24 protein-coding genes are annotated in these 23,534 nt (G+C 55.4%); 14 read left to right on the top strand and 10 right to left on the bottom strand.

Annotated elements, in window-relative coordinates:
- Positions 1 to 99: 99 nt before the first annotated feature.
- The 3 genes from gatA to gatC all read right to left on the bottom strand — a co-directional run bounded on the left by gatA (position 100) and on the right by gatC (position 2,629).
- The gene (gene gatA / locus P1U45_RS11875) at positions 100 to 1,584 is read right to left on the bottom strand and encodes an Asp-tRNA(Asn)/Glu-tRNA(Gln) amidotransferase subunit GatA (protein ID WP_301059258.1); all 1,485 of its coding nucleotides are present in this window, start codon (positions 1,582 to 1,584) and stop codon (positions 100 to 102) included.
- Between the two features lie 210 nt (positions 1,585 to 1,794).
- Positions 1,795 to 2,259, bottom strand: coding sequence for a DUF6491 family protein (locus P1U45_RS11870; RefSeq protein WP_301059257.1), 465 nt, complete (start codon positions 2,257 to 2,259; stop codon positions 1,795 to 1,797).
- Positions 2,260 to 2,341: 82 nt separating this feature from the next.
- A complete protein-coding gene (gatC, locus tag P1U45_RS11865) occupies positions 2,342 to 2,629 on the bottom strand; it encodes an Asp-tRNA(Asn)/Glu-tRNA(Gln) amidotransferase subunit GatC (protein WP_301059256.1) in 288 nt (95 codons plus the stop codon).
- 135 nt (positions 2,630 to 2,764) lie between these two features.
- On the opposite strand from gatC, the gene ruvX reads away from it, so the two are divergent.
- From ruvX to rsmA, 10 genes are all read left to right on the top strand, one after another.
- Positions 2,765 to 3,223, top strand: coding sequence for a Holliday junction resolvase RuvX (gene ruvX, locus P1U45_RS11860; RefSeq protein WP_301059255.1), 459 nt, complete (start codon positions 2,765 to 2,767; stop codon positions 3,221 to 3,223).
- Complete coding sequence (locus P1U45_RS11855; RefSeq protein WP_301059254.1) at positions 3,220 to 4,137, top strand: AEC family transporter; 918 nt, start codon at positions 3,220 to 3,222, stop codon at positions 4,135 to 4,137. Before ruvX ends, P1U45_RS11855 begins: the two co-directional genes overlap by 4 nt.
- Before the next feature lie 95 nt (positions 4,138 to 4,232).
- Positions 4,233 to 5,183, top strand: a complete 951-nt coding sequence (locus P1U45_RS11850) for an aspartate carbamoyltransferase catalytic subunit (RefSeq protein ID WP_301059253.1) — start codon at positions 4,233 to 4,235, stop codon at positions 5,181 to 5,183.
- Positions 5,180 to 6,502 (top strand): amidohydrolase family protein, encoded by a 1,323-nt coding sequence (locus tag P1U45_RS11845; RefSeq protein WP_301059252.1) that lies wholly within the window; start codon positions 5,180 to 5,182, stop codon positions 6,500 to 6,502. The genes P1U45_RS11850 and P1U45_RS11845 overlap by 4 nt, the downstream gene beginning before the upstream one ends.
- A 2-nt stretch (positions 6,503 to 6,504) precedes the next feature.
- Positions 6,505 to 7,155: a glycerol-3-phosphate 1-O-acyltransferase PlsY gene (gene plsY, locus P1U45_RS11840; RefSeq protein ID WP_301059251.1), complete on the top strand. Its 651-nt coding sequence runs from the start codon at positions 6,505 to 6,507 to the stop codon at positions 7,153 to 7,155.
- Entirely contained in the window at positions 7,152 to 8,243 is a 1,092-nt protein-coding gene (gene dprA / locus P1U45_RS11835; RefSeq protein ID WP_301059250.1) for a DNA-processing protein DprA, read from the top strand. Before plsY ends, dprA begins: the two co-directional genes overlap by 4 nt.
- A gap of 129 nt (positions 8,244 to 8,372) precedes the next feature.
- On the top strand, positions 8,373 to 10,613 hold the full coding sequence (lptD, locus tag P1U45_RS11830; protein WP_301059249.1) for an LPS assembly protein LptD: 2,241 nt from the start codon (positions 8,373 to 8,375) through the stop codon (positions 10,611 to 10,613).
- A gap of 104 nt (positions 10,614 to 10,717) precedes the next feature.
- The gene (locus P1U45_RS11825) at positions 10,718 to 11,992 is read left to right on the top strand and encodes a peptidylprolyl isomerase (protein WP_301059248.1); all 1,275 of its coding nucleotides are present in this window, start codon (positions 10,718 to 10,720) and stop codon (positions 11,990 to 11,992) included.
- Positions 11,967 to 13,022: a 4-hydroxythreonine-4-phosphate dehydrogenase PdxA gene (gene pdxA / locus P1U45_RS11820; protein WP_301059247.1), complete on the top strand. Its 1,056-nt coding sequence runs from the start codon at positions 11,967 to 11,969 to the stop codon at positions 13,020 to 13,022. Before P1U45_RS11825 ends, pdxA begins: the two co-directional genes overlap by 26 nt.
- A complete protein-coding gene (gene rsmA / locus P1U45_RS11815) occupies positions 13,015 to 13,851 on the top strand; it encodes a 16S rRNA (adenine(1518)-N(6)/adenine(1519)-N(6))-dimethyltransferase RsmA (RefSeq protein ID WP_301059246.1) in 837 nt (278 codons plus the stop codon). The genes pdxA and rsmA overlap by 8 nt, the downstream gene beginning before the upstream one ends.
- Here rsmA and gmk read toward each other — a convergent pair.
- The 7 genes from gmk to fabD form a co-directional block, all read right to left on the bottom strand.
- Positions 13,848 to 14,483 carry a guanylate kinase gene (gene gmk, locus P1U45_RS11810; RefSeq protein ID WP_301059245.1) on the bottom strand — a complete coding sequence of 212 codons (636 nt, stop codon included), beginning with the start codon at positions 14,481 to 14,483 and terminating at the stop codon, positions 13,848 to 13,850. The two genes, rsmA and gmk, sit on opposite strands and share 4 nt — an antisense overlap.
- The gene (locus P1U45_RS11805) at positions 14,473 to 15,357 is read right to left on the bottom strand and encodes a YicC/YloC family endoribonuclease (RefSeq protein ID WP_301059244.1); all 885 of its coding nucleotides are present in this window, start codon (positions 15,355 to 15,357) and stop codon (positions 14,473 to 14,475) included. Before P1U45_RS11805 ends, gmk begins: the two co-directional genes overlap by 11 nt.
- Positions 15,358 to 15,368: 11 nt before the next feature.
- Positions 15,369 to 16,397 (bottom strand): endolytic transglycosylase MltG, encoded by a 1,029-nt coding sequence (gene mltG, locus P1U45_RS11800; protein ID WP_301059243.1) that lies wholly within the window; start codon positions 16,395 to 16,397, stop codon positions 15,369 to 15,371.
- A 44-nt stretch (positions 16,398 to 16,441) separates the two neighbouring features.
- Positions 16,442 to 17,725 carry a beta-ketoacyl-ACP synthase II gene (fabF, locus tag P1U45_RS11795; protein WP_293609423.1) on the bottom strand — a complete coding sequence of 428 codons (1,284 nt, stop codon included), beginning with the start codon at positions 17,723 to 17,725 and terminating at the stop codon, positions 16,442 to 16,444.
- 8 nt (positions 17,726 to 17,733) lie between these two features.
- Positions 17,734 to 17,970: an acyl carrier protein gene (locus P1U45_RS11790; protein WP_022695231.1), complete on the bottom strand. Its 237-nt coding sequence runs from the start codon at positions 17,968 to 17,970 to the stop codon at positions 17,734 to 17,736.
- Between the two features lie 131 nt (positions 17,971 to 18,101).
- Entirely contained in the window at positions 18,102 to 18,839 is a 738-nt protein-coding gene (gene fabG, locus P1U45_RS11785; protein ID WP_301059242.1) for a 3-oxoacyl-[acyl-carrier-protein] reductase, read from the bottom strand.
- A 31-nt stretch (positions 18,840 to 18,870) separates the two neighbouring features.
- Positions 18,871 to 19,815, bottom strand: coding sequence for an ACP S-malonyltransferase (gene fabD / locus P1U45_RS11780; RefSeq protein ID WP_301059241.1), 945 nt, complete (start codon positions 19,813 to 19,815; stop codon positions 18,871 to 18,873).
- Positions 19,816 to 20,006: 191 nt separating this feature from the next.
- On the opposite strand from fabD, the gene rpsF reads away from it, so the two are divergent.
- The 4 genes from rpsF (at position 20,007) to P1U45_RS11760 (ending at position 23,392) form a co-directional block, all read left to right on the top strand.
- Positions 20,007 to 20,357, top strand: coding sequence for a 30S ribosomal protein S6 (rpsF, locus tag P1U45_RS11775; RefSeq protein ID WP_293609420.1), 351 nt, complete (start codon positions 20,007 to 20,009; stop codon positions 20,355 to 20,357).
- A 9-nt stretch (positions 20,358 to 20,366) separates the two neighbouring features.
- Positions 20,367 to 20,630, top strand: a complete 264-nt coding sequence (gene rpsR / locus P1U45_RS11770) for a 30S ribosomal protein S18 (RefSeq protein ID WP_022695227.1) — start codon at positions 20,367 to 20,369, stop codon at positions 20,628 to 20,630.
- 12 nt (positions 20,631 to 20,642) lie between these two features.
- Positions 20,643 to 21,233 (top strand): 50S ribosomal protein L9, encoded by a 591-nt coding sequence (gene rplI / locus P1U45_RS11765; RefSeq protein ID WP_301059240.1) that lies wholly within the window; start codon positions 20,643 to 20,645, stop codon positions 21,231 to 21,233.
- 173 nt (positions 21,234 to 21,406) lie between these two features.
- The gene (locus tag P1U45_RS11760) at positions 21,407 to 23,392 is read left to right on the top strand and encodes a methyl-accepting chemotaxis protein (protein ID WP_301059239.1); all 1,986 of its coding nucleotides are present in this window, start codon (positions 21,407 to 21,409) and stop codon (positions 23,390 to 23,392) included.
- Positions 23,393 to 23,534: the final 142 nt, after the last annotated feature.

The following is a 23,534-nucleotide window of genomic DNA, read 5'->3' as shown; positions in this document are numbered from 1 at the left end:
TCTCCTGAAATGTCCCCCCCCCTGCTCACCTGCATAAAGAGAAGCCCGCTTTTCATTCGAGAAGCGGGCTTTCTTTTATTCTGATTATCAAGCGTCAGACTAAGCAGACCACCAGTTGGCTGGCTTAGCTTTAAACTGGGCAGCTTCTTCAAGCTGGGCTGCAACGCGCAGGCACGCAGATTCGTCGAGCGCCTTGCCGATAACCTGCAGCCCCATAGGCAGACCATGGTGATCTGTTGCCACAGGTACAGAGATACCTGGGAGCCCTGCGAGGTTCGCCGTAACCGTGAAGACGTCGTTCAGGTACATTGAAATCGGGTCATCCATACGCTCGCCCAGCGCAAACGCAGCAGACGGACATGTTGGCGTAAGCAGCGCATCAACTTCTTCGAAGACATTCTGGAAGTCTTGAAGGATCTTCGTGCGGACCTTCTGAGCTTTCAGATAATACGCGTCATAATAACCGGCTGACAGCACGTACGTGCCGATCATCAGGCGACGCTTCACCTCTGCACCAAAGCCTTCGGCGCGTGTGTTCTGATAGATGTCTGTCAGATTATCGCCAGCCTGACGCAGGCCATAGCGCATGCCGTCATAGCGCGCGAGGTTCGAAGACGCTTCAGCTGGTGCAACGATGTAATACGCAGGCAGAGCATATTTTGTGTGCGGCAAGCTGACGTCGACGATTTCGCAGCCGGCAGCTTTCAGCCAGTCGATACCCTGCTGCCAGAGCTTCTCGATATCTTCTGGCATGCCATCGACGCGGTATTCTTTAGGAACACCGATTTTCATGCCTTTAACCGGCTCGCCAATGGCTTTTGTCCAGTCAGGTTGTTCAACCTTCAGAGAGGTAGAATCCTTGTCATCATGGCTACACATGACGTTCAGCATAATGGCTGCGTCCTTGACCGTCTTCGCGATCGGGCCAGCCTGATCAAGAGACGAGGCAAATGCGACCATGCCAAAACGGCTTGCGCGGCCGTAAGTCGGCTTAATGCCCACTGTACCTGTGAACGATGCAGGCTGACGAATAGAACCGCCCGTATCGGATGCCGTAGCTGCAAGGCAGAGGTCAGCTGCAACAGCGGACGCAGAGCCACCAGAAGAACCACCCGGTGTCAGGTCGGCGTTGCCACCATCATTACGGCGCCACGGGTTGATGACGTTGCCGTAGAAAGACGTTTCGTTAGACGACCCCATAGCAAACTCGTCCATATTGAGTTTGCCGAGCATAACAGCGCCTTCGCGCCAGAGGTTCGCCGTGACCGTGCTTTCATAAGGTGGTGTGAACTCGCCCAGAATATGAGAACACGCTGTCGTGCGAACACCTTCAGTGCTGAACAGGTCTTTGATGCCCAGAGGCGCACCTTCCAGTGCACCCGCCTCACCCTTTGCGCGACGCGCATCAGAGGCTTTCGCCATATCGATCGCTTTTTCAGGCGTCTGAAGAATGTATGCGTTCAGCGCACCGTTAGCTTTCTCAATCGCATCCACGTAGGCCGTGGTGATCTCTTCTGAAGAAAACGCTTTCGAGTTCAACCCGTCCAGAGCGTCAGACAGAGTAAGCCCAGTGAGATCAGTCATTGTCAGTCTTTCAATAATAATCGGTCCGCAAGTCGTGCCTTGCCGCAGCGAACCGGAAAAGAAAACTCCAACCGCTTGGTAGACGCGTACGCCCTAACTTATCAAGTGCTGAATTACCTGTATCTGCCGACTTTTCCGAAGAAGTCGCGCGATGTTGCAGGAATTAAAAAAGGCGCTTCATTCGAAGCGCCTCTAACTCAAGGAAGAAGCCTATTCTTCGGCAGCTTCTTCTGTCTCTTCGTCAGCGTCGTCATCCCACTCGTAGATCGCATTGATAAGGCAGGAATCAACAGACGTCGCCGTCCTTGTTCGCGCAGGAAAAATACTGTCAGAAACGATCAGACGATCACCGCGGCCTGCGCAGCTCGTACGCGAATCAATTCCGATAGACAAAGCGCGATCAAGATTAAAGCAGGACGCCGTCTCAACAAGGTAATGACGCGACGCACTTGCACGAAGCACCACAGTGTCTTCATCCGGCTGCGAGAATCCATCGATCGTGGATGTGAAACACATGCGATCTACGCGTTCTCCGAGGCGCGGATCATCAGCAAACTTCGCAGCGCCGCTGACTTGCTGAGCATCGCCCTCGCCGCCATTTGCCACTGTGGCGCAGGCAGACAGCAGGAAAACCATTCCCGCATAGACCATTGGCAGACTCTTATCGCGCAACATCGCTCACCTCTTGTTCCGGTCTATATCGCGCCAAAACAGTAAAAGTTCAATGATATCGCGGAAAATTTGATCAGTCGGAGACTTATTCAACAACCTTTGGAACGACAAAGAAGCCGTCTTCGGATTTCGGCGCGTTTGCGAGGACTTTGTCCTGAATGCCGCCGTCTGTCACAACGTCTTCGCGCATTGGCAGAGATGTCTCCACAACAGAGGTCATCGGCTCCACACCTTCAACATCAACTTCGCCGAGCTGTTCGATCCAGTTCAGGATGTTGTTGAGTTCGTCCGTCATAGGTTCAACCTGATCCCCTGGCAGCGCAATGCGGGCCAGGCGGGCAACTTTTTTTACGTCCTGATTGGTGACGCTCATGCGGAACACTCCTCTGTGTGAGTGCGGGTTTATGACGAGCTTACAGCTTGATCAAGAATGACGGACGAAAATTTCTGCGAATACCGCCCGCAGAAAGTCTTTTGAGCTTCGCTGACAGCAAGCTATCAGACAGACATGCTATTATCAGACGTAACAGAGCTGCCTAATCAGGGCATTATTATCGGGCTGGATCCGGGATCAAAGACGCTTGGTGTCGCGGCCAGCGACAGCCTCCAGCTTACAGCCCATCCGGTAGAAACCATTCAGCGCGGCAAAAAACTGGCTCCGACGCTGAATCGCCTTTTCGAACTGTTCGATGAGCGCGGCGCCATCGGCATCGTGATGGGGCTTCCACTCAACATGGATGGCAGCGCGGGCCCTCGTGTTCAGTCTGCGCGCGCGCTTGCACGGCACATTCTTCAGATTCGCGATGTGCCAATTGCTTTTCAGGATGAACGCATGTCGAGCCAGATGGCGGAACGCGCGATGCTGGAAGCTGATCTGTCACGCGCGCGCCGTGCCGAACTCATCGATAAATCAGCCGCAGCGATCATCCTTCAGACTGCTATCGACCGGATCGCCAACGCTTCATGACGTTTCTGAACGCTCTTCTTCCCGTCATGTTCATGGTGGCGCTGGGGCAGTTCCTTGCCTGGCGCAAACTACCTGATCGGGATGGATGGCGATCCATTGAACGACTTTGCTATGTCGCCCTTTTCCCTGCCCTGATCATACTGGTGCTTTCACGAGCGCCGTTTGACGAAGCACCCTGGAAGATCGCGCTCACGCTGTTCATCGCCCAGATATTGATGGCAGGCACAGGTCTGCTTGCGCTCTTATGGCCGAATGTATCTCGCCCGGCCGTCGGCAGCATCATCCAGTCTAACTCGCGCTGGAATACCTTCATCGCACTGACCATTTCAGGCGTTCTCTATGCTGAAGAAGGGCTGGCGCTCACCGCGCTTTGCGCCGCCATACTCATTCCGATGGCAAACATCCTCTCTGTGCTGGCGCTCTCCCATTTCGGCGAAACCGAAACAGGCGTGAAGCGCAATCCGTTCACAGAACTCATTCGCAATCCGCTGGTTATCGCCTGCATTATCGGCGCAGCGCTGAACGTCACGGGACTTCAGCCAACCGGCATCATCAATACCATTCTGGAACTGATTTCAGAACCAGCCATGGCACTCGGGCTGCTGGCGGCTGGCGCGGGTGTGAATTTTATCGCGCTACGGCGCGCCGGTCTCTTCACGGTATTCTGGTCACTTGTGCGCCTGATCGGCATGCCAGTTCTGACAATCCTTATCGCGCGCCATGGTTTTAGCCTGGACGGCGTGCCGCTGGCTGTAATGGCCATCGCGACCGCCACCCCGACCGCAACAAACGGCTTTATCCTCGCGCGTCAGCTCGGCGGAGATGCAGACCTTATGGCCAACCTGATCGCCACAGAAACTGTTCTCGCCGCCCTGACAATGCCGGCCATTCTGATCGCTTTCGGCCTTCTATAGAGAGAACTCAGTGACGGCACATTGCGCATAATGTTGACGTACCACCCCGAGAGAGACTAGCTGGTCCGGATTTTTCATTCTCAGAGTCTTCACCGATGACCTTCGCTTATGACTTCTCCCTTCAACACCTTCTGGGCATTGAAGGGCTCAATCGTCTGGACATCGAGTACCTGCTTGATCGCGCAAACGAGTTCGTTGAAAATCGCACTCCGGAACAATCCCTCAAAGGGAAAACGCTGATCAATCTGTTCTTCGAAAACTCGACAAGAACACAAAGCTCTTTCGACATTTCAGCAAAGCGTCTCGGCGCAGATGTCGTGAACATGTCGGTTCAGTCTTCGTCTGTGAAGAAGGGCGAAACGCTGGTCGATACGGCGATGACGCTCAACGCGATGCAGCCGGACCTACTAGTGATCCGTCACGGATCTTCAGGCGCCGTGAGACTTCTGTCTCGCAAGGTCGATTGCGCGGTCGTGAATGCCGGTGACGGCACACATGAACACCCGACGCAGGCTCTGCTGGACGCGCTTACGATCCGCCGTCGCAAAGGCCGCATTGAAGGCTTGAAAGTGGCGATTTGCGGAGACATTCTGCACTCACGCGTCGCCCGCTCCAATGCCATGTTGCTGCATCTGATGGGCGCCGAAGTCCGACTGGTGGCTCCGCCAACGCTCATGCCTCCGGGCACTGAAACCTGGGGCGCGCACTCGACGCATACCAACATGATTGAAGGCATTAGCAGCTGCGATGTCGTAATGATGCTTCGCCTTCAGCTCGAACGGATGCACGGCCTTTATCTGCCGAGTAAGCGTGAGTTCTTCCACCTTTACGGCCTTGATAAGGAAAAGCTCTCTTACGCCGCACCAGACGCACTGATCATGCATCCCGGCCCCATGAACCGAGGCGTCGAAATCGACAGCGCCATCACGGAATCGGAAAACAGCACCATCACGGAGCAGGTCTCTATGGGCGTTTTCGTCCGCATGGCCGTACTGGATGCGCTCGCCAAAAATCTTGATCGCGCACGTGCGGAGGCGTCAGCATGAAACAAGCTCTGATCAACGCGCGTATTCTCGACCCGGCGTCGGGCCTCGATACTGTCGGCGGCATCATTATCGAAGACGGCTACATCTCCGAATTCGGCCCACAGGTGACCGCAGCAACAGCCGGAACCGATCTTATCACCGATTGCGGCGGCAAGGCCGTTGCACCTGGCCTGATCGATATGCGTGTCAAAACCGGCGAGCCGGGTTCTGAGCACCGTGAAACGCTTGAAACCGCCAGCCGGTCAGCCGTCTCCGGCGGCATTACATCCATGGTGATTATGCCGGACACAGATCCCGCGATCGATACGCCCGCTCTGGTCGATTACCTCAAACGCGCAGGTCAGTCCCATAAAGTTCTGAACCGGATCTATCCAGCCGGCGCCCTGACTGTCGGCCTCGCGGGCGAAGGCATGACCGAGCTCTCCCTTATGAAGGATGCAGGCGCGGTTCTGTTCTGTAACGCGGATAAGGCTCTGACCTCTGCAAACCTCATCCGTCGCGCACTTCAGTATAGCCGCGGTGTAGGCGCAAAGATTATGCTCCGTCCGGACGAACCATCGCTGTCGACCGGCTCCATGAATGCCAGCGCATTTGCAGCGCGCCTAGGCCTGCGCGGACTGCCCGCGAGCGCTGAATGGATTGGCCTGGAGCGCGACTTGCTGCTCGCTGAAATGACCAAAAGCGACATCATCGTCGATCAGGTCACAACAGGGCGCAGTCTTGATATCGCAAACCGCCATCGCGAAGCGGGCAATAATGTCATCGTAACGGCGGCAGCCCATTCTCTGTTCTTCAATGAACTCGATATCGGAGATGGCTCTCACGACCCGCGCAAAGCGTATCTCACCTATTGCAAAGTGAACCCGCCATTTCGCGCAGAAGAAGATCGTCTCGCCCTGATTGAAGGCCTGAAAAACGGCTCCCTCAACGTGATCGTGTCGTCTCACGATCCACAGCCTGCCGAAGACAAGCGACTTCCGTTTGATGAAGCCAGCTTTGGCGCCGCAGGCCTGGAGACGCTTCTTTCAGCGCTCACAACCCTTGTCGCAGAACCACACTACGAACTTGACCTTTTGACCGCTCTTGCCGCTGTCACATGCAATCCGGCTGATGCTCTTAATCTGCCGCTCGGACGGATCGCCGAAGGCGCAGAAGCAGACCTTGTTGTCTTCGATCCGGAGACACCATGGAAATGTCTTCGCGAAAACCTCTCTTCACGCTCTGGCAACAGCCCGTTTGATGGCCGCCTCCTGACTGGCAAAACAGTCCGGACAATGGTCAAAGGCAAATGGGTATTTGGCCCTGAGAACGGAAACTAATCATGGAAAGCATTCCTGATACCGCAATCTGGGCGGGCGCAGCTATTATCGGCTATTTGCTCGGCTCGATCCCGTTTGGTCTGGTCATCACCCAGTTGGCCGGTCTTGGCGACATTCGCGCTATCGGCTCCGGCAATATCGGCGCAACAAACGTCCTGCGCACAGGTCGCAAAGACCTTGCTGCAGCAACCTTTCTGCTCGATTCCGGTAAAGCCGGCCTCGCAGCTCTGTTGTTCGCGTTTCTCTTCGCTGATCGTATCCCGGCTATTGGTCTGTTTGCAGGCGCCATGGCGTTTATCGGCCATTGCTTCCCGGTCTGGCTTCAATTCAAAGGTGGCAAAGGCGTCGCGACCTATGCCGGCCTGCTCTTCGCAGCCGTCTGGCAGATCGGCCTGTTCGCTGCTGTCTGCTGGCTGACAGTGGCCTTCCTTGCACGCCGATCCTCCGTCGCAGCGCTGACCACCGCCTTATTCGTGCCAGTCGTCGCCTGGGGGCTGAACCTGTCTCTGATCCACGTCCTGATTCTGGTCGCGCTCACCGCCCTCGTCTTCTGGCGACATGCAACGAACATCAAGCGCATACTGGACGGCACCGAACCAAAATTCGGACAAGGCAAATCTAAAACCACCGACGCAGAAGCACCCGCTCCGTGACGGATGCTGAACGCATCGCCCGCGTTCAGCTTGCCCGGACGAAAGGGGTCGGGCCCCTCACCTATTCCAGATTTCTTGAGACCTATGGTTCGGGTCTCGCCGCGCTCGAAGCGTTTCCGGAGCGCGTGCGTGCCTCAGGTCGCGGCGAGCTGAAGCTTTATCCCGCAGACAAAGTCCGACGCGAATTCGACGAAACCGACCACATCGGTGCTCGCATAATTCTATCGGGCGATGAAGATTACCCCGAACTTCTGGGACATCTATCACCTGCCCCGCCGGTGATTACGGTCTGGGGCAATACAGATCTCCTCAAAAAGCCATGCGTGGCGCTGGTAGGCTCACGTAACGCCTCTGCCGCCGCTATACGAATTGCCCATGATATGGCGCATGATCTGGGCAATAGCGGATATACAGTCGTTTCGGGTCTGGCCCGCGGCGTTGATACGGCCTCTCACAATGGCTCGCTATCGACAGGAACGGTCGCGGTGATCGCAGGCGGCATAGACAATATTTATCCGGCGCAGAATGAAAACCTCCGCAATCAGATCAAAGATACAGGGCTGGTTGTGTCTGAGTCGCCATTCGGACACGAACCACGCGCAAACGATTTCCCACGTCGAAACCGCCTCATTACCGGGCTCAGCCTTGGCGTCGTAGTCATTGAGGCTGCTCAGCGTTCTGGCTCTCTCATTTCAGCCCGCACCGCGCTCGAACAAGGCCGCGAAGTCATGGCAGTTCCGGGCAGCCCGCTCGACAACCGTACCCGAGGCTCAAACGGACTTATTCGGTCTGGCGCAATACTCGTAGAAAACGCTGAGCAGGTAATAGAAGCCATCGCACCGGCTGCGCCGTCTCAGCCAAGTCTTTTTGAAATGCCGGACGACGATCTGGATGATGAAACGCTGGAGTTTTCGGAAGAAGATCGCGCACGAATCATTCAGGCGCTTTCACCCACAGCGACAACTATTGCCGATATTTCACTGGCAACCGGCATTCCAAGCCGCAAATGTGCCATCCTTCTGGTAGAACTTGAGCTGGAAGGAATCGCAGGCTCTCTGCCGGGCGGGCTAGTCCGCCGTCAGAACTGAGATTTCAGGCATCAAATATGCAACAAGGCGACCTTAAAATCGCTTTTTTTGCGTGTCATAGGGTATGAAGACTTTTGTCCTCGCGACGAAAAGTATAACCCAGACAAGTAGGTTTCGAAGGGGATAACCGTGAAGCGCAACGATCTGCTCGCAATCATGGCGATGATGGCATTCACACCGGCTGTGGTTGCGCAGGATTTCTCATCTGATCGGGTTTACCTGGAAGCCGACGTTCTGATCGATAATCAGGATGAAGGAATCATGATCGCCGAAGGCAATGTGGTGGCGCGCTATGCGGACCGCCAACTGACGGCTGATCGGGTTATCTACAATCTTCAGGAACAAAAAGTTCATGCGATTGGCAATGTGCGTATTGTTGATCCGGACGGCACTGTCCGAGTTGCAGAAGAGTTGGAAGTTGACGGCTCACTGTCAGACGGTGTTGCAGCCAATTTTGCCGCTCAACTGCCTCAGAACGCTGTTGTCGTTGCCCGTACGGCTGCACGTGATGATTCTGGCTCCAACTCTCTGGAGTATGCGATCTATACCGCATGCCCGATTTGCGAAGAAGAAGGCAGCCAGCCAACATGGAGCCTGCGTGCCCGCCGCGCCGTCCAGAACGCTGACACTCAGATGATCACCTATGAGGGTGCTGTATTTGAGCTGAAGGGCGTTCCGGTACTTTACCTGCCGTATTTCGCACACCCGGACCCAAGCACGGAGCGCCGTTCCGGCTTCCTTACGCCAACGCCAGAACTCTCTTCAAAACTCGGTTTCGTTTATGAGCAGCCGTATTACTGGGCGATTTCGCCGAGCAATGATCTGACTGTCACGCCGCGTCTCCACACGAATGTGAACTCGACACTGGGCGCCGAATACCGCCAGCGCTTCTATTCCGGCTCGCTGAACCTGTCCGGTTCCATGGCGTATGACTATGAGTTCGACAGCAATGGTGACCGCCAATTCTACAACACAAACGGTCGCATCGTTGCCAATCCCTCCACCTTCACTGGCACGCTGATCCCGAGCGAAGAAGAATTCCGTGGTCACCTCTTCGCGGAAGGTGATTTCGAGATTTCGGATATCTGGAGCTGGGGCTTCTCCATTGAGGAAGTCTCCGACGATCTCTATCTGCGCCGCTATGACATTAGCGACTGGAACACACCGCGCGGACTGGTCGACTCCAACCCGCAGCGCCTTCTCAACCAGCTTTATTTTGTTGGCCAGAGCGAGAACTTCTACGCAGATGCCATTTCCTTCCACACGCAAGGTCTGCGCGATGGTGATGATGACGCCCTGTTCGCGCGCGTGACGCCAAGCGTTTACGCAAACCAGCTCATGGACTTTGGCGATAACGGTCTCGTCTCGCTCGAAACCGGCCTTGCCATTCTGGACCGCAGCGGCGGTAATGACACGCGCCGTCTCACAGCGTCCGCTGACTGGCAGAACTCCTATGTGTCTCCAGGCGGACTTGTGCTGGAACCACTCCTGCGCGTGCGTGGTGATTATTTCGATTATTCAGTCGCTCAGACAAACGCCACGCCAGCATTCGAAGACTCTGAAGCGCGAGGCTATGGTCTTGCCGCAGCAACGTTACGCTGGCCATTGGCGCGCTATTCGGAAGGTTCGCGCATTCTAATCGAACCGGTCATGACGATCGCCTACAGCGAATCCTCTTTGGAAAATATTCTCGTACCGAACGAAGACTCCACGAAATTCGAACTGGACCACGCAGTTCTGTTCGAAGCTGATCCGTTCACGCAGCAGGACCTCGTTGAAACGGGTGGACGTATCGCGGCAGGTGTTCGCACGGCCGTCTCCATGGATAACGGCTTCACGCTCCGCGGCACACTTGGTCGACGCTGGCGCGATGAGGCAGACCCGCTATTCACTTACGCGTCCAACCTGGCAGGCACTGAGTCAGACTATCTGGTCGGCGGTGCACTTGAGTATGAGGACACGTTCAGTTTTGCCGCGAACTTCCGCCTCAATGATGATTTCGACATTCAGCGCGTCGAAACCCGCGCGACAGTTGATTGGTGGCGTCTCAAGGGTGATGTCACCTATTTCAACGTGTCCGATGACATCTCAATGGAAGCGCTCCCGCTGCAGCGTCAGGGCATCTCCCTTGGCGCGACCGTTGAACTGACCGAAGACGTTGAGCTGCTCTACCGGATCAACCGGAACCTCGAAGCCAATCTGAACCAGATCCAGGCCGTAGCGCTTCGCTGGTCTGACGAGTGCAGCTTCTTCCAGATTGGCTATCAGCAGCGCGAAATCAACGATCGTGGCGTCGGCAATAGTGAATCCATCACGTTCGGCTTTGGCTTCAATACACTTGGCCAGGTCACCAGTGGTAATTTTGATTAAGAGAAACCCTTCTGCATCTTCATGTGACATTTCCTTTTGGATCATGTTATCGCATGTGACACGATGAATACGCGTTGGCGGGCAGGTTTTTGGAGTAAAGATTTATGATCGGATTTCGGACGCTGGTAAGTGGGCTTGCTCTGATGGCATTCAGTGCACCTGCAATTGCGCAGACCGCTACCGGCCCAGCGACCGCAGCAACCTCTGAAGCGGCTGAGTCTTCTACTCGCATGCTTGGCGGTGTCGCAGCTGTCGTGAATGATGAAGTGATTTCCATCTCTGACGTCGCATCCCGCGCGCGCCTGCTGCTGATTACGTTGGGCGTTCAGCCATCACAGGAAGCTCTGCGTCAGGTTCTGCCGCGCGCTATGGAAGAACTTATCGACGAACGCCTGCAACTTCAGAAAGCTGCCGAGTACGAACTCGAAATCGACGAACGTGAAATTGATGCGGCCGTCAACGACCTCGCACGTCAGAACCAGACATCGCTCGAAGGTCTTTACACAACGCTCGTACAAAACGGTGTGAACCCGCAAACGCTGCGTGAGCAGATGCGTGCGGAAATCGCATGGCGCCGTATCATTAATGGTCTTTACGGTTCTCGTATTCGTATTTCCCAGCTGCAAATCGACAGTACGCTTGACCGCATGGAAAACGATGCGTCTGAAGAGCGCTATCAGCTCGCCGAGATTTTCCTCTACGCGCCAACAGAATCTGACCGTCAGCAGATGATGCAGGGCGCAAACGTGATCCTGCAGCAAATCCGTCAGGGCGCGCGTTTTGAACTTGCCGCTCAACAATACTCGAATTCTCCGACAGCGGCAGTTGGCGGCGATCTTGGTTGGGTCTCCCCGACAGAGCTGGAACCAGAAGTTCAGGAAGTTATCCGCGCGACTGAAGCGCCTGCAATGACACCACCTATCGTCGCGTCTGATGGCATCTACATCTACGCAGTCCGCGCCAAGCAGGACGGAACAAACGGACGGGTCGAAGTCGACCTTACTCAGGTTCTTTCTGCAACAGGCGATATCACCGCGCTTGAAGCCTTTCGCGCTGAAGGCCATTCCTGCGACACGCTGGAAACGGTTGTGAACGAAACCGAAGGCCTGCTCTACGCGCCGCTCGGTCGTGTAAGTATGGACGCTCTGATGGAGCAGATTTCCGAAACGGTGCGTGACACGGAAGTCGGCACATCTGCAGCTCCGATCGAAACACCGGCTGGCCCGACCCTGCTGTATGTTTGTGACCGCGGCTTTGCTGATATTGAAATTCCGGACCGTGACGCTATCGAGGATCGTCTGTTCAACCAGCAGCTTTCTCTCATGGCGCAGCGCGAACTTCGTGACCTGAAGCGTGACGCAACAATTATCAGACGATAAGCGGTTACCGCTTGTTCTGACGCAGGGAGATCCGGCGGGCGTTGGCCCGCAGGCTTCTCTTCTTGCCTGGCAGGCATTCCAGAAAATACCGGATACACGCAGCTTCTATCTTCGCGGCAACGTCGCGACGATGCGAGATCGCGCGCGCGCAGCAGGCCTCGATGTCGACATCATCGAAATCCGTAACCCGGCAGAGTGTGAGGCTGTATTCGCTGATGGGCTTCCGGTCATTGATATTGCGAGCCCTGACGCACGCGCAGGTGAGCCCGATACCGCGACAGGTTCTGCGATTGTTGAGTCGATCAGACTGGGCGTGGACGATGTCTGGAATGGCAAAGCCTCCGCCGTTGTTACCAATCCGATTGCCAAGTCGCTTTTGAAAGCCGCGGGCTTCCAGCACCCTGGCCACACCGAATACCTTGCAGAACTGGCAGGCACACTGACTAGTGCCCCAGCGCCCCACCCGGTCATGATGCTTATTGGTGGCGGGCTTCGCGTCGCGCTCACAACGATCCACATGCCGCTACGCGCCGTGCCTGACGCGATCACTGAACCACTTATCAAACAGGTGACAGAGATCGTCTCAACGGCGCTCAAACGCGATTTCGCGGCAGATAGTGCACGCATTGGCGTTGCAGGCCTGAACCCGCACGCAGGCGAAGACGGCATGCTGGGCTATGAAGAACAAGCGGTCATCATCCCTGCGCTTCATGAGCTGAACGCTTCCGGCATCAACGCTATTGGCCCGCGTCCGGGCGATACGGTATTTCATGAAATGCTCAGAGGCGCGTATGATGCTGTGCTGGCTATGTATCATGATCAGGGACTTGCACCGCTAAAGACACTGGATATGTGGGGCGGCGTTAATGTGACGCTTGGTCTGCCATTCATCAGAACCTCACCGGATCACGGTACGGCATATGACGCGGCTGGCGCATTTAATGTACGCGCCGACAGCCTGATCGCCGCTATAAACATGGCTGACACAATGAGCCGCAACCGAATCGAATATGACGCCGCCCATGACTGACGACAAAGCACCTGAACTTCTGCGCGCGACGGCTAATAAAAAGCTCGGCCAGCATTTTCTGTTCGATCCCGACATTCTGAAACGTGTTGCTCTCGCAGGTGGCCCCGTAGACGGCGCCGATGTCATCGAAATCGGTCCTGGCCCGGGCGGCCTGACGCGTGCGTTGTTGGACAATGGCGTAAGAAAGCTGGTCTGCGTTGAGATGGATGATCGCTTCGCAGAAGCACTGCTGAGCTGGCCTGAAGCATCTCAAGGACGCCTCGCCGTCCATAAAGGCGATGCGACGGCCATTGATTGGCCCGCCTTCATCGACGAACACGGTCTGGGCCAGAATATCAAAATCGTTGCCAACCTGCCCTACAATGTCGGCACGCCGCTCTTCGTGGGCTGGCTGAACCAGATGTCTCTGTTCGGGACCATGTCACTCATGTTCCAGAAAGAGGTGGCGCAGCGGATTTGCGCAAACCCCGGAAGCAATCATTACGGGCGACTCGCAGTGCTCTCGCACGCAGTCATCGAGCCACGCATGGCGTTTACGCTGCCACCGGGCGCGTTTAAGCCGCCTCCGAAGGTGGCATCAGCTGTCGTCTCCGCAAAGCCACTGGCAGACGACAAAGCTTATCCGCATCTGGATGCCTTGCAGACCGTCACAGCAGCTGCGTTCGGTCAGAGACGTAAAATGCTGCGCGCTAGCCTGAAACAAATCATCCCTCAGAGCGCTACGACAGAACAGCTTCTGGAATCAGTCAGCATTGATCCGACCCGTCGTGCAGAGACACTCTCCCAGCAGGAGTTTCGTGATCTCACGACAGCGTGGAAAGCGCTTTAGTCCGCGAGCAGGCTCTGAACCAGAGGCTCCAAACGAAGCTGGCGCAGACGCTTCTGGCGTTCCGTCAGAAGGATGCGTTCCAGCTCTTCGAACGCCACATCCAGATCTTCGTTCACGATGACATAGTCATAGCGACGCCAATGGCTGATTTCGCTTTTTGCACCTGCCATACGGCGAGCAACCTTCTCAGGGTCTGATCCCGGACGCTCTTCCAGACGCTTCTGAAGCGCCTGAATGCTCGGCGGAAGCACGAACACAGATACAACATCATTTGGCATCTGGTCATGGATCGCATCAGCGCCCTGCCAGTCTACGTCAAAGATCACGTCACGGCCTTCAGAGAGGCGGCGCTCGACAGCTTTGCGAGGCGTTCCGTAGAAATGGTCGAACACCTTCGCCCATTCCAGAAACTCGCGGTCCTCGATCATCTGTTCAAACTGAGCATGATCGACAAAGTCGTAATGGACACCGTCCTGTTCGCCCGGACGCGGCGCACGTGTCGTCGCAGAAACAGACAGACGAACATCTTCGTATTTATCCATCAGTTTTCGGGACAGTGTGGTTTTACCAGCTCCGGACGGGCTGGAAATGACGAGCATTAGGCCGCGGCGCGGATTAGCACTATTCGACATTTGCGGACTGCTCCTTGAACTGATCGATAAGCGATTTCAGGGCGAGCGAATGACGCGTCATTTCAAGGCTCGCAGACTTGCTGCCAAGCGTATTTGCTTCCCGCAAAAGCTCTTGAGACAGGAAATCAAGTTTCCGCCCTACAGCCTTACCTGATTTGAATAAATTCCGCGCCTCAACAAGGTGCGCCGAAAGGCGATCAACCTCTTCTGTGACGTCCGCCTTACTCGCCAGAATAGCAAGTTCCTGCTCCAGACGCTCTTCGCTGATACGAGAATCAGAAAGAAGACCTGTCACGCGCTCATTAAGACGCGCCATCATTTGTGCGGGTTGGACGTCAGCGGTGGCTTTCGCCTCAACGACCACAGCTTCCATGTCGGACACAATGCGTTCCATAATCTCAAGCAGGGCCTGACCTTCCGTCTGGCGTGCGCGTTTTAGCTGTTCGATTGCCTCGCCGACGGCATCCAGAATGCCTTTGCCAATCTCGCTGTCCGGAGACACTTCGATAGCAGTGCGCTCACTGGAAATAACGCCGCGCAGAGCAAACAAATCACCGGCAGACGTTGAAGCGCCACGGCCGGCCGCTCGGTCAGCTAAGCGAGCCTTGCGCGAAAGTGCGTTGAGTAAGCCTGAATCGATCGAGACACGCTGACCGTCGCCGGTCTCACGGAGATTGAGCGACGCTTGCATATTGCCGCGCGCGAAAGCCGACTTGAACGCGGCACGAATGCCAGCTTCCAGACCTTCGCAACCTGGCGGCAGATGAAGCCGCAGATCAAGACCACGCCCATTTACCGATTTGGCCTCAAACTGCCATGAGAGGCGCGCGCCATCGCCCTGTCCGCTGCCAAATCCTGTCATGCTGGAGAGCATGGTGTGTCTCCTTATTGAGCGTTGCGACGGCTGCGTTCAATCTGACGCCAGCGCGCAACATTGCGATTGTGTTCTGCGTTAGTGCGAGCAAACACGTGGTGCCCCTCACCGTCGGCAACAAAGAATAGATAATCAGATTCCGCTGGCTGAAGAACTGCGCGAAGTGCCGCCTCACTGGGATTGCAAATTGGCGTCGGTGGCAGGCGGTCAATCTGGTAGGTGTTATAAGGCGTGTAACGGTCGATTTCAGAGCGGTACAGGCCACGTTGCACTTCCTGGCCATTCACAGTGCGAGTCAGACGCTCGCCCTGTGAGATACCGTAAATGATTGTAGGATCGCTCTGCAGACGCATACCGCGGTTAAGACGGTTGATGAACACGCTTGCTACGAGATCCTCATCACCGACGCTGCCCGTCTCTTTTTCCACGATAGATGCGAGGATAATCGCCTCTTCCGGAGATGCGAGCGGGAGATCAGGCTGACGATTAGCCCAGATTTCTTCGAGGAGCGTATCCTGAGCCCCCATGAGCAGCTGGACAACTTCGGCACGGGTCGTGCCGCGCGTAACCATATAGGTGTCCGGCAGGAAGCTTCCCTCTTCAGGTGTCTCAGGCATGTCGCCTGTCAGCACTTCAGAGGTCTCGATTGCGCGCATTGCCTGCGCAATAGTCGAGCCTTCAATCACCTGAACCGGATGCAGAATAACATCACCCTCTTCCATCAGGCGGAGGATTTCGGTGATGCTGGCATCGGACGGAATGCTGTATTCGCCAGCTTTCAGGCTGGCGTCGAGCTCGTAATATCGGGAAGCAAGGCGGAAGAGACGTGTGTCCTCAATCAGCCCCTGTTCGGCAAGCTGTTCGCCAATGCGGATTGTGCCGGCACCGCGCGGGATAAGCACGATCTGGTTCTCAGCGCCCGCCATAGGACCCGGCTCGTTAATCTGACCAAGAAACCACTGGTAAGCGGCGAAAGCACCGCCTGCAGCGATGAGCGCTAAAACGAGAAGGGCCACCAAAGCCCTGGTGACCCATTTCATCGTTTCACTCCTGGAAACCTGATCTTAGCCAAGGCCGCTTGTCCTTAGTCGTCGACACGTCCAAGTACGAGCGCTGCGTTTGTGCCGCCAAAACCGAACGAGTTGGAGAGCGCGTATTTGATTTCGCGAGACTTGGACTTGAGCGGTGTCAGGTCAATCTCGGATTCAAAGGACGGATTCTCAAGGTTCAGCGTTGGAGGGATCATGCTGTTCTTGACTGCAAGCGCCGTGAAGGCAGCTTCAACCGCACCAGCAGCACCCAGAAGGTGACCGATAGACGATTTCGTCGAGGACAGAGACAGACCTTTTACAGACTCACCGAAGAGACGTTCGATCGCGCGAACCTCGATCTCGTCACCAACCGGTGTCGATGTACCGTGTGTGTTGACGTAGTCGATGTCTGCTGGTGTCAACTTGGCATGGCGAAGCGCCATTTCCATAGCGCGGTAACCACCATTGCCGTCTTCCGCCGGAGACGTGATGTGGTGCGCGTCGCCAGAGAGGCCATAGCCGAGAACTTCAGCATAGATTTTTGCGCCACGCTTTTTCGCGTGCTCGTATTCTTCAAGAACGAGTACGCCAGCGCCCTCGCCGAACAGGAAGCCGTCGCGGTCTTTGTCGTAAGGACGTGATGCGCGTTCCGGTTCGTCGTTGAATTTCGTGGAGAGGGTTTTTGCCGCAGCAAAACCTGCAACTGCGATACGGCAGAGCGAGCCTTCCGTACCACCGGCAACCATAACGTCCGCATCGCCATACTGAATGAGGCGGGCAGAATCACCGATTGCGTGCGCACCCGTCGCACATGCCGTTACCACTGAGTGGTTCGGACCTTTAAAGCCGTGCTTGATCGACACCTGGCCTGAGCACAGGTTGATCAGAGCACTCGGGATAAAGAACGGGCTGACCTTGCGGGGCCCGCTCTCTTCCAGAATTTTAGCGGTTTCAGCGATTTCAGGAAGACCACCAATGCCTGAACCGATGAGAACACCAGTCATGCATTTTTCTTCGTCCGTCTCTGGCACCCAGCCAGAATCTTCGATCGCTTCGGCGGCGGCTGCCATGCCGTAAACGATGAATTCGCCAACGCGGCGACGTTCCTTAGCGGAACCGGCACGGTCTGGGTCAAAGGCTTCAGGGTCACCCTCGCCTCCGCCACGACCGGTCGTCCACGGAACCTGTGCCGCAATCTTGCAGGACAGGTCGTCAGTATCAAACAGGTCAATCTTTTGCGCGCCAGAGCGCCCTTCAATCAACCGTTCCCAACTCGCCTCGCGGTTGCCCGCTAGAGGCGTTACGAGGCCAATGCCTGTAATAACAACCCGTCTCATCGCTAAGATTAACCCTGAGTTTTCTTGATTTCAGTTACCGCGTCACCAACGGTGCGGATGTTTTCCTGAACTTCGTCTTCAATCTCGATACCGAACTCTTCTTCAAAAGCCATAACGAGCTCAACGAGGTCGAGGCTGTCAGCGCCGAGGTCGTCAATGAAGCTAGCAGCTTCTGTTACCTTGTCCGCCTCTACCTCGAGGTTTTCGACAACGATTTTCTTCACACGTTCGAAAACATCAGACATTTCATCTTCCTTCTAATTATGGAGCGAGCAGTCAGCTCTTGTTTGTAAACTGCTTGCGTGTTGCGCCGCTAGCACATGTTTTGCGGCTTGACCATTATCCGGACTGGGATTTCCTGACTAGCCCTAACAGGCTAAATCATTGCCATCCCGCCATTCACATGCAGGGTTTGCCCTGTAACATAAGCCGCTTCTTCGCTTGAGAGATAGACACAAGCAGACGCGATGTCGCCACCAGCCCCCAGACGACCCACAGGAATCCCACCCAGAAGGTGCTCTTTCTGCGCATCGGAAAGTTCGTCAGTCATCGGAGAGCTAATAAAGCCTGGCGCCACACAATTTACTGTGATGCCACGGCTCGCAACTTCCTGAGCGAGCGATTTGGAGAAGCCAATCATACCAGCTTTGGAAGCGGCATAGTTTGTCTGGCCCGGGTTACCCGTAACACCAACGATCGACGTGATACCGATGATGCGGCCGAAACGGCGCTTCATCATGCCACGAAGGCTCGTACGTGCGAGAATAGAGTAAGCCTTGAGGTTTACGTCTACGACTGAGTCCCAGTCTTCTTCTTTCTGCTGGAGCAGGAGCTTGTCACGCGTGATGCCTGCGTTCGCGACCAGAATGTCGACAGGCCCGAAGCCTTTATCAACAGAAGGTACGAGGCCGGCGACGCTCTCCATGTCAGAGAGGTTGCACGGTGCGATATAAGTTTCGCCCGGCAGTGTGGACGCCACTTCTTCAAGAACGGCTTCACGCGTCCCGCTCAGCGCAACTTTCGCGCCCTGCGCAGACAGAGCTGCAGCGATTGCACGACCGATACCGCCAGAAGCGCCAGTCACAAGTGCAGTTTTACCCGTCAGATCGAACATGGAAGCGATCCTCCCTTTTTCCAAAAGATGTTCAGGCCTGATTCTGAGCTTCAGCAAAAGCCTCAAGATCAGATGGCGTACCCAGTGCCGTGCCGTTCAGCCCTTTTAAAGTGCGTCGGTTCATAACGGTAAGGACTTTGCCTGCGCCGCACTCTACGAGGTTCACAACACCTTCTGCAGCCATTTTCTCAACGCTTTCGCGCCAGCGCACACGTGCCGTCACCTGCTCGACCAACAGATTACGGATTTCTGCAGGGTCTGTAACCGGCGCAGCAGTCACATTTGCGTAGACCGGCACGATTGGTGATTTGAGTTCTGTTGCCGCCAGAGCTTCGGCCATCGCATCAGCAGCCGGTTGCATGAGGCTACAATGGAAAGGCGCGCTGACCGGCAAGAGCACAGCTTTCTTGATCCCATTCTCTTTAGACCACTCAGCCGCCGCCTCAACAGCCGCTTTTGCGCCGGACAGGACGACCTGACCTGGCGCATTGTCGTTCGCGATCTCGCAAACGCCGCCAGATGCTGCGCAGGCGGCTTCAGCCTGTTCGATTGTTGCACCAAGGAGAGCCGCCATGGCGCCCTCACCTGCAGGAACAGCTTTTTGCATGGACTCGCCGCGGAAACGCAGAAGCTTTGCCGCATCGCCAACGCTGATAGCGCCCGCAGCAGCCAGAGCCGAATATTCACCGAGAGAGTGACCGGCAACATAGGTTGCATCAGCCACTTTAATTCCAAACTCGGCCTCAAGCGCACGCGTTGCCGCGAGGCTTACCGCCATCAGAGCTGGCTGCGTGTTCGCTGTCAGTTTGAGATCGTCATCGGAACCTTCCCAGATCAGGCTGGAAAAGTTTTCGCCGAGCGCAGCGTCAACTTCTTCGAAAACGGCGCGAGCACTTGCGAAAGCATCAGCGAGCTCTTTGCCCATTCCAACGAACTGGGCGCCCTGGCCCGGAAAGATAAAAGCTGTGTGGTCCATAGTGACAGGTCCTTTTCAGAGCCGAATGCCCTACCCATACGAGACGCAAATGACAAGCCACTTGCATTTTTTGTCTTATTACGCTTTAAGCGCGCCTTCACTGGATAGCGGCCCGTACCAATCGTGGAACGGGGCCATCATCTGCTGCTTCCCTTGTCAGCGGGTGCCGCCTTCCAACCAAAGGGTAAAACATGGCTTTTTACGAACACGTCTTCGTAGCGCGCCCAGACATCTCACCGCAACAGGTGGAAGCGCTCGTTGAAGACATCACAAAAATCATCGAAGACGAAAACGGCAAGGTCGGCAAGACCGAGTACTGGGGTCTTCGCAATCTGGCATACCCAATCAACAAAGTTCGCAAGGGTCACTACTCCCTTATGAACCTTGATGCGCCAGCATCTGCGGTCCAGGAACTCGAGCGCCGTCTTCGTATCAACGATGACATCATGCGTCACATGACGATCCGCGTTGAAGAGCTCTCTGACGAGCCTTCTGCGATCATCGCTCGCAAAGACCGCGACGACCGTCGCAAAAGAGACTAGGAGGCAACCATGTCAAAAGGTGGAAAACTGAATATCTCCAACCTGCCGGCTCGCCGTCCTTTCGGTCGCCGTCGCAAGGTTTGCCCGTTCTCTGGCGAGAACGCTCCGGCAATCGACTATAAAGACGTGAAACTGCTGCAACGCTACGTGTCTGAAAAAGGCAAAATCGTTCCAGCTCGCATCACGGCTGTCAGCCAGAAGAAACAGCGCAAGCTCGCTCAGGCCATCAAACGTGCCCGCGTTCTCGCTCTGCTTCCGTTCAGCGTTCAGTAAGGAGAGCCCACAATGCAAGTTATCCTTCTTGAACGTGTCGAGAAACTCGGAACGATTGGTGACGAAGTCGAAGTTAAAAACGGCTTTGCGCGCAACTACCTGATCCCTCAGGGCAAAGCGCTCCTCGCTAACGATGCTAACCGTGCTCGCTTCGAAGCTGAAAAAGCTGAAATCGAAGCTCGTAACGAAAAAGCTCGTGCAGAAGCTGCGTCTAACGGCGAAGCTCTCGACGGAACGACGTTCACCCTGATCCGTCAGGCTGGCGAAAACGGCTACCTCTTCGGCTCTGTTGCGGCACGCGACGTTGCTGAAGCGGCAACTGAAGCTGGTACCAAAGTTGAGCGTCGTCAGGTTCTCCTGAACACGGCGATCAAAACTATCGGTCTTCACGAAGTCGAAATTCGTCTTCACCCGGAAGTCACGATCACCGTCACAATGAACGTTGCACGTTCTGAAGACGAAGCCGAGCGTCAAGCTGCAGGCGAGAATGTGATCGAAGCTGCTATGGCTGAACAGCGCGCTGACGAAGCTGCTGTTGCATCCGAAATGGCTGAAGCTGCTGCTGAGGCAGCTGCTGAACGCGGTCCGGCTGACGAAGACTAAGGTCTTCAGACTATCCTATTTTGAAAAAGCCACCTCTAACGGGGTGGCTTTTTTGTTGGGGAAAATCTGAAATTTCCCGGGTTCGTTAAAATTGGCCGTGTGTATTTTAAGAATACCTACATTTCTGATGGGTATACCTGCTCGCCATAATAAGATGGTGAGTGGACAAAATAATGGCTCTTTCACAACAAAAATTATCGTCAAACTCTGCGTCGGCTTCTAAGCCAACCTCAGAGGACCTTTTCAAATATCTGATGCCGGAAGATCCGAATGGCGCGCGCGCGAAAGCCGTGTGGAAGGAACTGAAGCCAGAAATCGAAGACATCCTTGAAGCGTTTTACAGCCGCATCAACGAGACGCCTAATCTCGCGGCTATGATTGAAAAATCACCTCACCGTGCTGGCGATCTGGCAAAACGTCAGACCACGCACTGGGAAAAGGCGTTTATCACAACTGATCTTCGTGAATTTGAATCTGACGCGCGCAAAATTGGCTCGGCCCACGTTCGCATTGGCCTGACCTCTGACTGGTTTATTGCCGGTTATGGCCGCGTCCTCATGGAAGCCGTGCCGCGTATTCTGAAAGCGCACCGCTTTACGCCGCAGCGCGCGGCAGAAGCCATCAACACCCTCATTTCGCGCATGTTCCTGGATATGGCGCTGGCGAATGAATCCTATTCCAGCCAGATGACCGATCACGAAGCGATCGAATGGCGTGAGGACAATGATTATCAGAACCTCCGCACGATCTCTGACTCCATGCATGACATCAACAAGGTTACGCTGAACCTTGCCGTGCTCAGCAACAGCACAGCAAAAGCAACCAGCTCCAACGAATCTGTTGCTGCCGCTGTCGAAGAGCTGGTGTCGTCCATCCAGCAACTCTCAGACACCAGCCAGAATGCCGCGAATGCAGCCGGAGACACCAACACTCGTCTGATCGAAGGCGTTCAGGGCGTTGTCCGTGCACGTGGTGCGATTTCAACGGTTGCCGAAGCTGCCGAGCGAAGCAATCAGAGCCTGTCATCCCTTCAGGGTGCGGCCGCTGAAATCAACGACGTTATGTCTGTGATCCAGTCTATTGCAGACCAGACCAACCTTCTGGCCCTCAACGCGACCATTGAAGCAGCTCGCGCAGGCGATGCCGGCAAAGGCTTTGCGGTTGTTGCGAGCGAAGTGAAGGCGCTCGCGAACCAGACTGCGTCAGCGACGGAAGACGTAGCGAGCCGGATTCAGACCCTTCAATCCGAGATTGACCGCATTAGTGCAAACTTCGCAGCAACTCGCGAAGCAATCGATACCGGCGAGGAAACGCTCAACAATGCCAGCGACCAGATCGAAGGCGCAGGCAGCCAGATGGAAGGCGTTGCCGGACGTATGAGCGAAGTTGCTCAAATTCTTGAGCAACAGGAAAGCTCCGCGCGTGAAATCTCAAGCCATATCGTCGGTATGACTGATCTCGCACGCGAGAACTCATCCTGCCTCGATGACATTGCAACATCGATGACCGACAGCAACGGTAATCTCTCCAAAGCAGCTGGTCAGTGGTTCCGCGCGACCTCATCCCGCTCGCTCTGCGAAATGGCGAAGATTGACCACACCATGTTCAAGAAACGTGTCGTCGACGCAGTGCTCGGACGCGGTCAGTGGAAATCCAGCGAGGTACCGGACAACCATAACTGCCGTCTTGGCAAGTGGTATGACAGTGTCGAAGATAGCGAGCTCCGCAATCTCGAAGCGTTCCGTTCACTTCTGGAACCGCACCATCGCGTACACAAATCTTCCACCGAGGCGCTGGCTGCGAAAGAACGTGGCGACATGGAAACAGCCATGAAAAAGCTCACAGAGCTTGATCGGGCGAGTATCGAAGTTGTCGAGAAGCTGAATGATGTTTCCGCATTCCTCCACTCCCGCGAGTCTATCTCCGAGCGTCGTAAGCGCGAACGCAAACCGATTTTCGGCGAAAAAGTCGAATTGAAGTCCGGTGAACGCACTATCAAAGCCGATGTCGTGAACGAAAACGCTGGCGGGATTGGTATTGAGGGCGTCTCCCAGAGCGAAGTCGGCCAACTCTTCGAGATGTTCTATAAGGGCAGCAAAAAAGAGGGCACTGTTCGCTGGGCGAGCGGCAACCGTGGTGGCATCAAGTTCGAAGACTGATCCCATCGCTAAAGACAGAGTACAGAGACCGCATTCCTCCGAATGCGGTCTTTTTGTTGGCTACAGGTCCATCTGGCTGTGGAAAACGGGGACGCAGCGCGAATCAGATAAAATCAAGTCGTGATCTTTCCGCAGTAAAGGG

This window comes from Ponticaulis sp. (assembly GCF_029210165.1).
Classification (GTDB): Bacteria; Pseudomonadota; Alphaproteobacteria; order Caulobacterales; family Hyphomonadaceae; genus Ponticaulis.
This window is presented reverse-complemented; position numbering and strand designations above follow the sequence as displayed.

Bases quoted from the DNA above. Each gene is read 5' to 3' on its own strand.
- P1U45_RS11855 (WP_301059254.1), top strand. From the start codon at position 3,220: ATGACGTTTCTGAACGCTCTTCTTCCCGTCATGTTCATGGTGGCGCTG.
- rpsR (WP_022695227.1), top strand. From the start codon at position 20,367: ATGTCAAAAGGTGGAAAACTGAATATCTCCAACCTGCCGGCTCGCCGT.
- P1U45_RS11805 (WP_301059244.1), bottom strand. From the start codon at position 15,357: ATGCTCTCCAGCATGACAGGATTTGGCAGCGGACAGGGCGATGGCGCG.
- gatC (WP_301059256.1), bottom strand. From the start codon at position 2,629: ATGAGCGTCACCAATCAGGACGTAAAAAAAGTTGCCCGCCTGGCCCGC.
- plsY (WP_301059251.1), top strand. From the start codon at position 6,505: ATGGAAAGCATTCCTGATACCGCAATCTGGGCGGGCGCAGCTATTATC.
- P1U45_RS11850 (WP_301059253.1), top strand. From the start codon at position 4,233: ATGACCTTCGCTTATGACTTCTCCCTTCAACACCTTCTGGGCATTGAA.
- fabF (WP_293609423.1), bottom strand. From the start codon at position 17,725: ATGAGACGGGTTGTTATTACAGGCATTGGCCTCGTAACGCCTCTAGCG.
- mltG (WP_301059243.1), bottom strand. From the start codon at position 16,397: ATGAAATGGGTCACCAGGGCTTTGGTGGCCCTTCTCGTTTTAGCGCTC.
- P1U45_RS11870 (WP_301059257.1), bottom strand. From the start codon at position 2,259: ATGTTGCGCGATAAGAGTCTGCCAATGGTCTATGCGGGAATGGTTTTC.
- ruvX (WP_301059255.1), top strand. From the start codon at position 2,765: ATGCTATTATCAGACGTAACAGAGCTGCCTAATCAGGGCATTATTATC.
- rpsF (WP_293609420.1), top strand. From the start codon at position 20,007: ATGGCTTTTTACGAACACGTCTTCGTAGCGCGCCCAGACATCTCACCG.
- rsmA (WP_301059246.1), top strand. From the start codon at position 13,015: ATGACTGACGACAAAGCACCTGAACTTCTGCGCGCGACGGCTAATAAA.
- fabG (WP_301059242.1), bottom strand. From the start codon at position 18,839: ATGTTCGATCTGACGGGTAAAACTGCACTTGTGACTGGCGCTTCTGGC.
- fabD (WP_301059241.1), bottom strand. From the start codon at position 19,815: ATGGACCACACAGCTTTTATCTTTCCGGGCCAGGGCGCCCAGTTCGTT.
- P1U45_RS11845 (WP_301059252.1), top strand. From the start codon at position 5,180: ATGAAACAAGCTCTGATCAACGCGCGTATTCTCGACCCGGCGTCGGGC.
- gatA (WP_301059258.1), bottom strand. From the start codon at position 1,584: ATGACTGATCTCACTGGGCTTACTCTGTCTGACGCTCTGGACGGGTTG.
- P1U45_RS11790 (WP_022695231.1), bottom strand. From the start codon at position 17,970: ATGTCTGATGTTTTCGAACGTGTGAAGAAAATCGTTGTCGAAAACCTC.
- P1U45_RS11760 (WP_301059239.1), top strand. From the start codon at position 21,407: ATGGCTCTTTCACAACAAAAATTATCGTCAAACTCTGCGTCGGCTTCT.
- rplI (WP_301059240.1), top strand. From the start codon at position 20,643: ATGCAAGTTATCCTTCTTGAACGTGTCGAGAAACTCGGAACGATTGGT.
- gmk (WP_301059245.1), bottom strand. From the start codon at position 14,483: ATGTCGAATAGTGCTAATCCGCGCCGCGGCCTAATGCTCGTCATTTCC.
- P1U45_RS11825 (WP_301059248.1), top strand. From the start codon at position 10,718: ATGATCGGATTTCGGACGCTGGTAAGTGGGCTTGCTCTGATGGCATTC.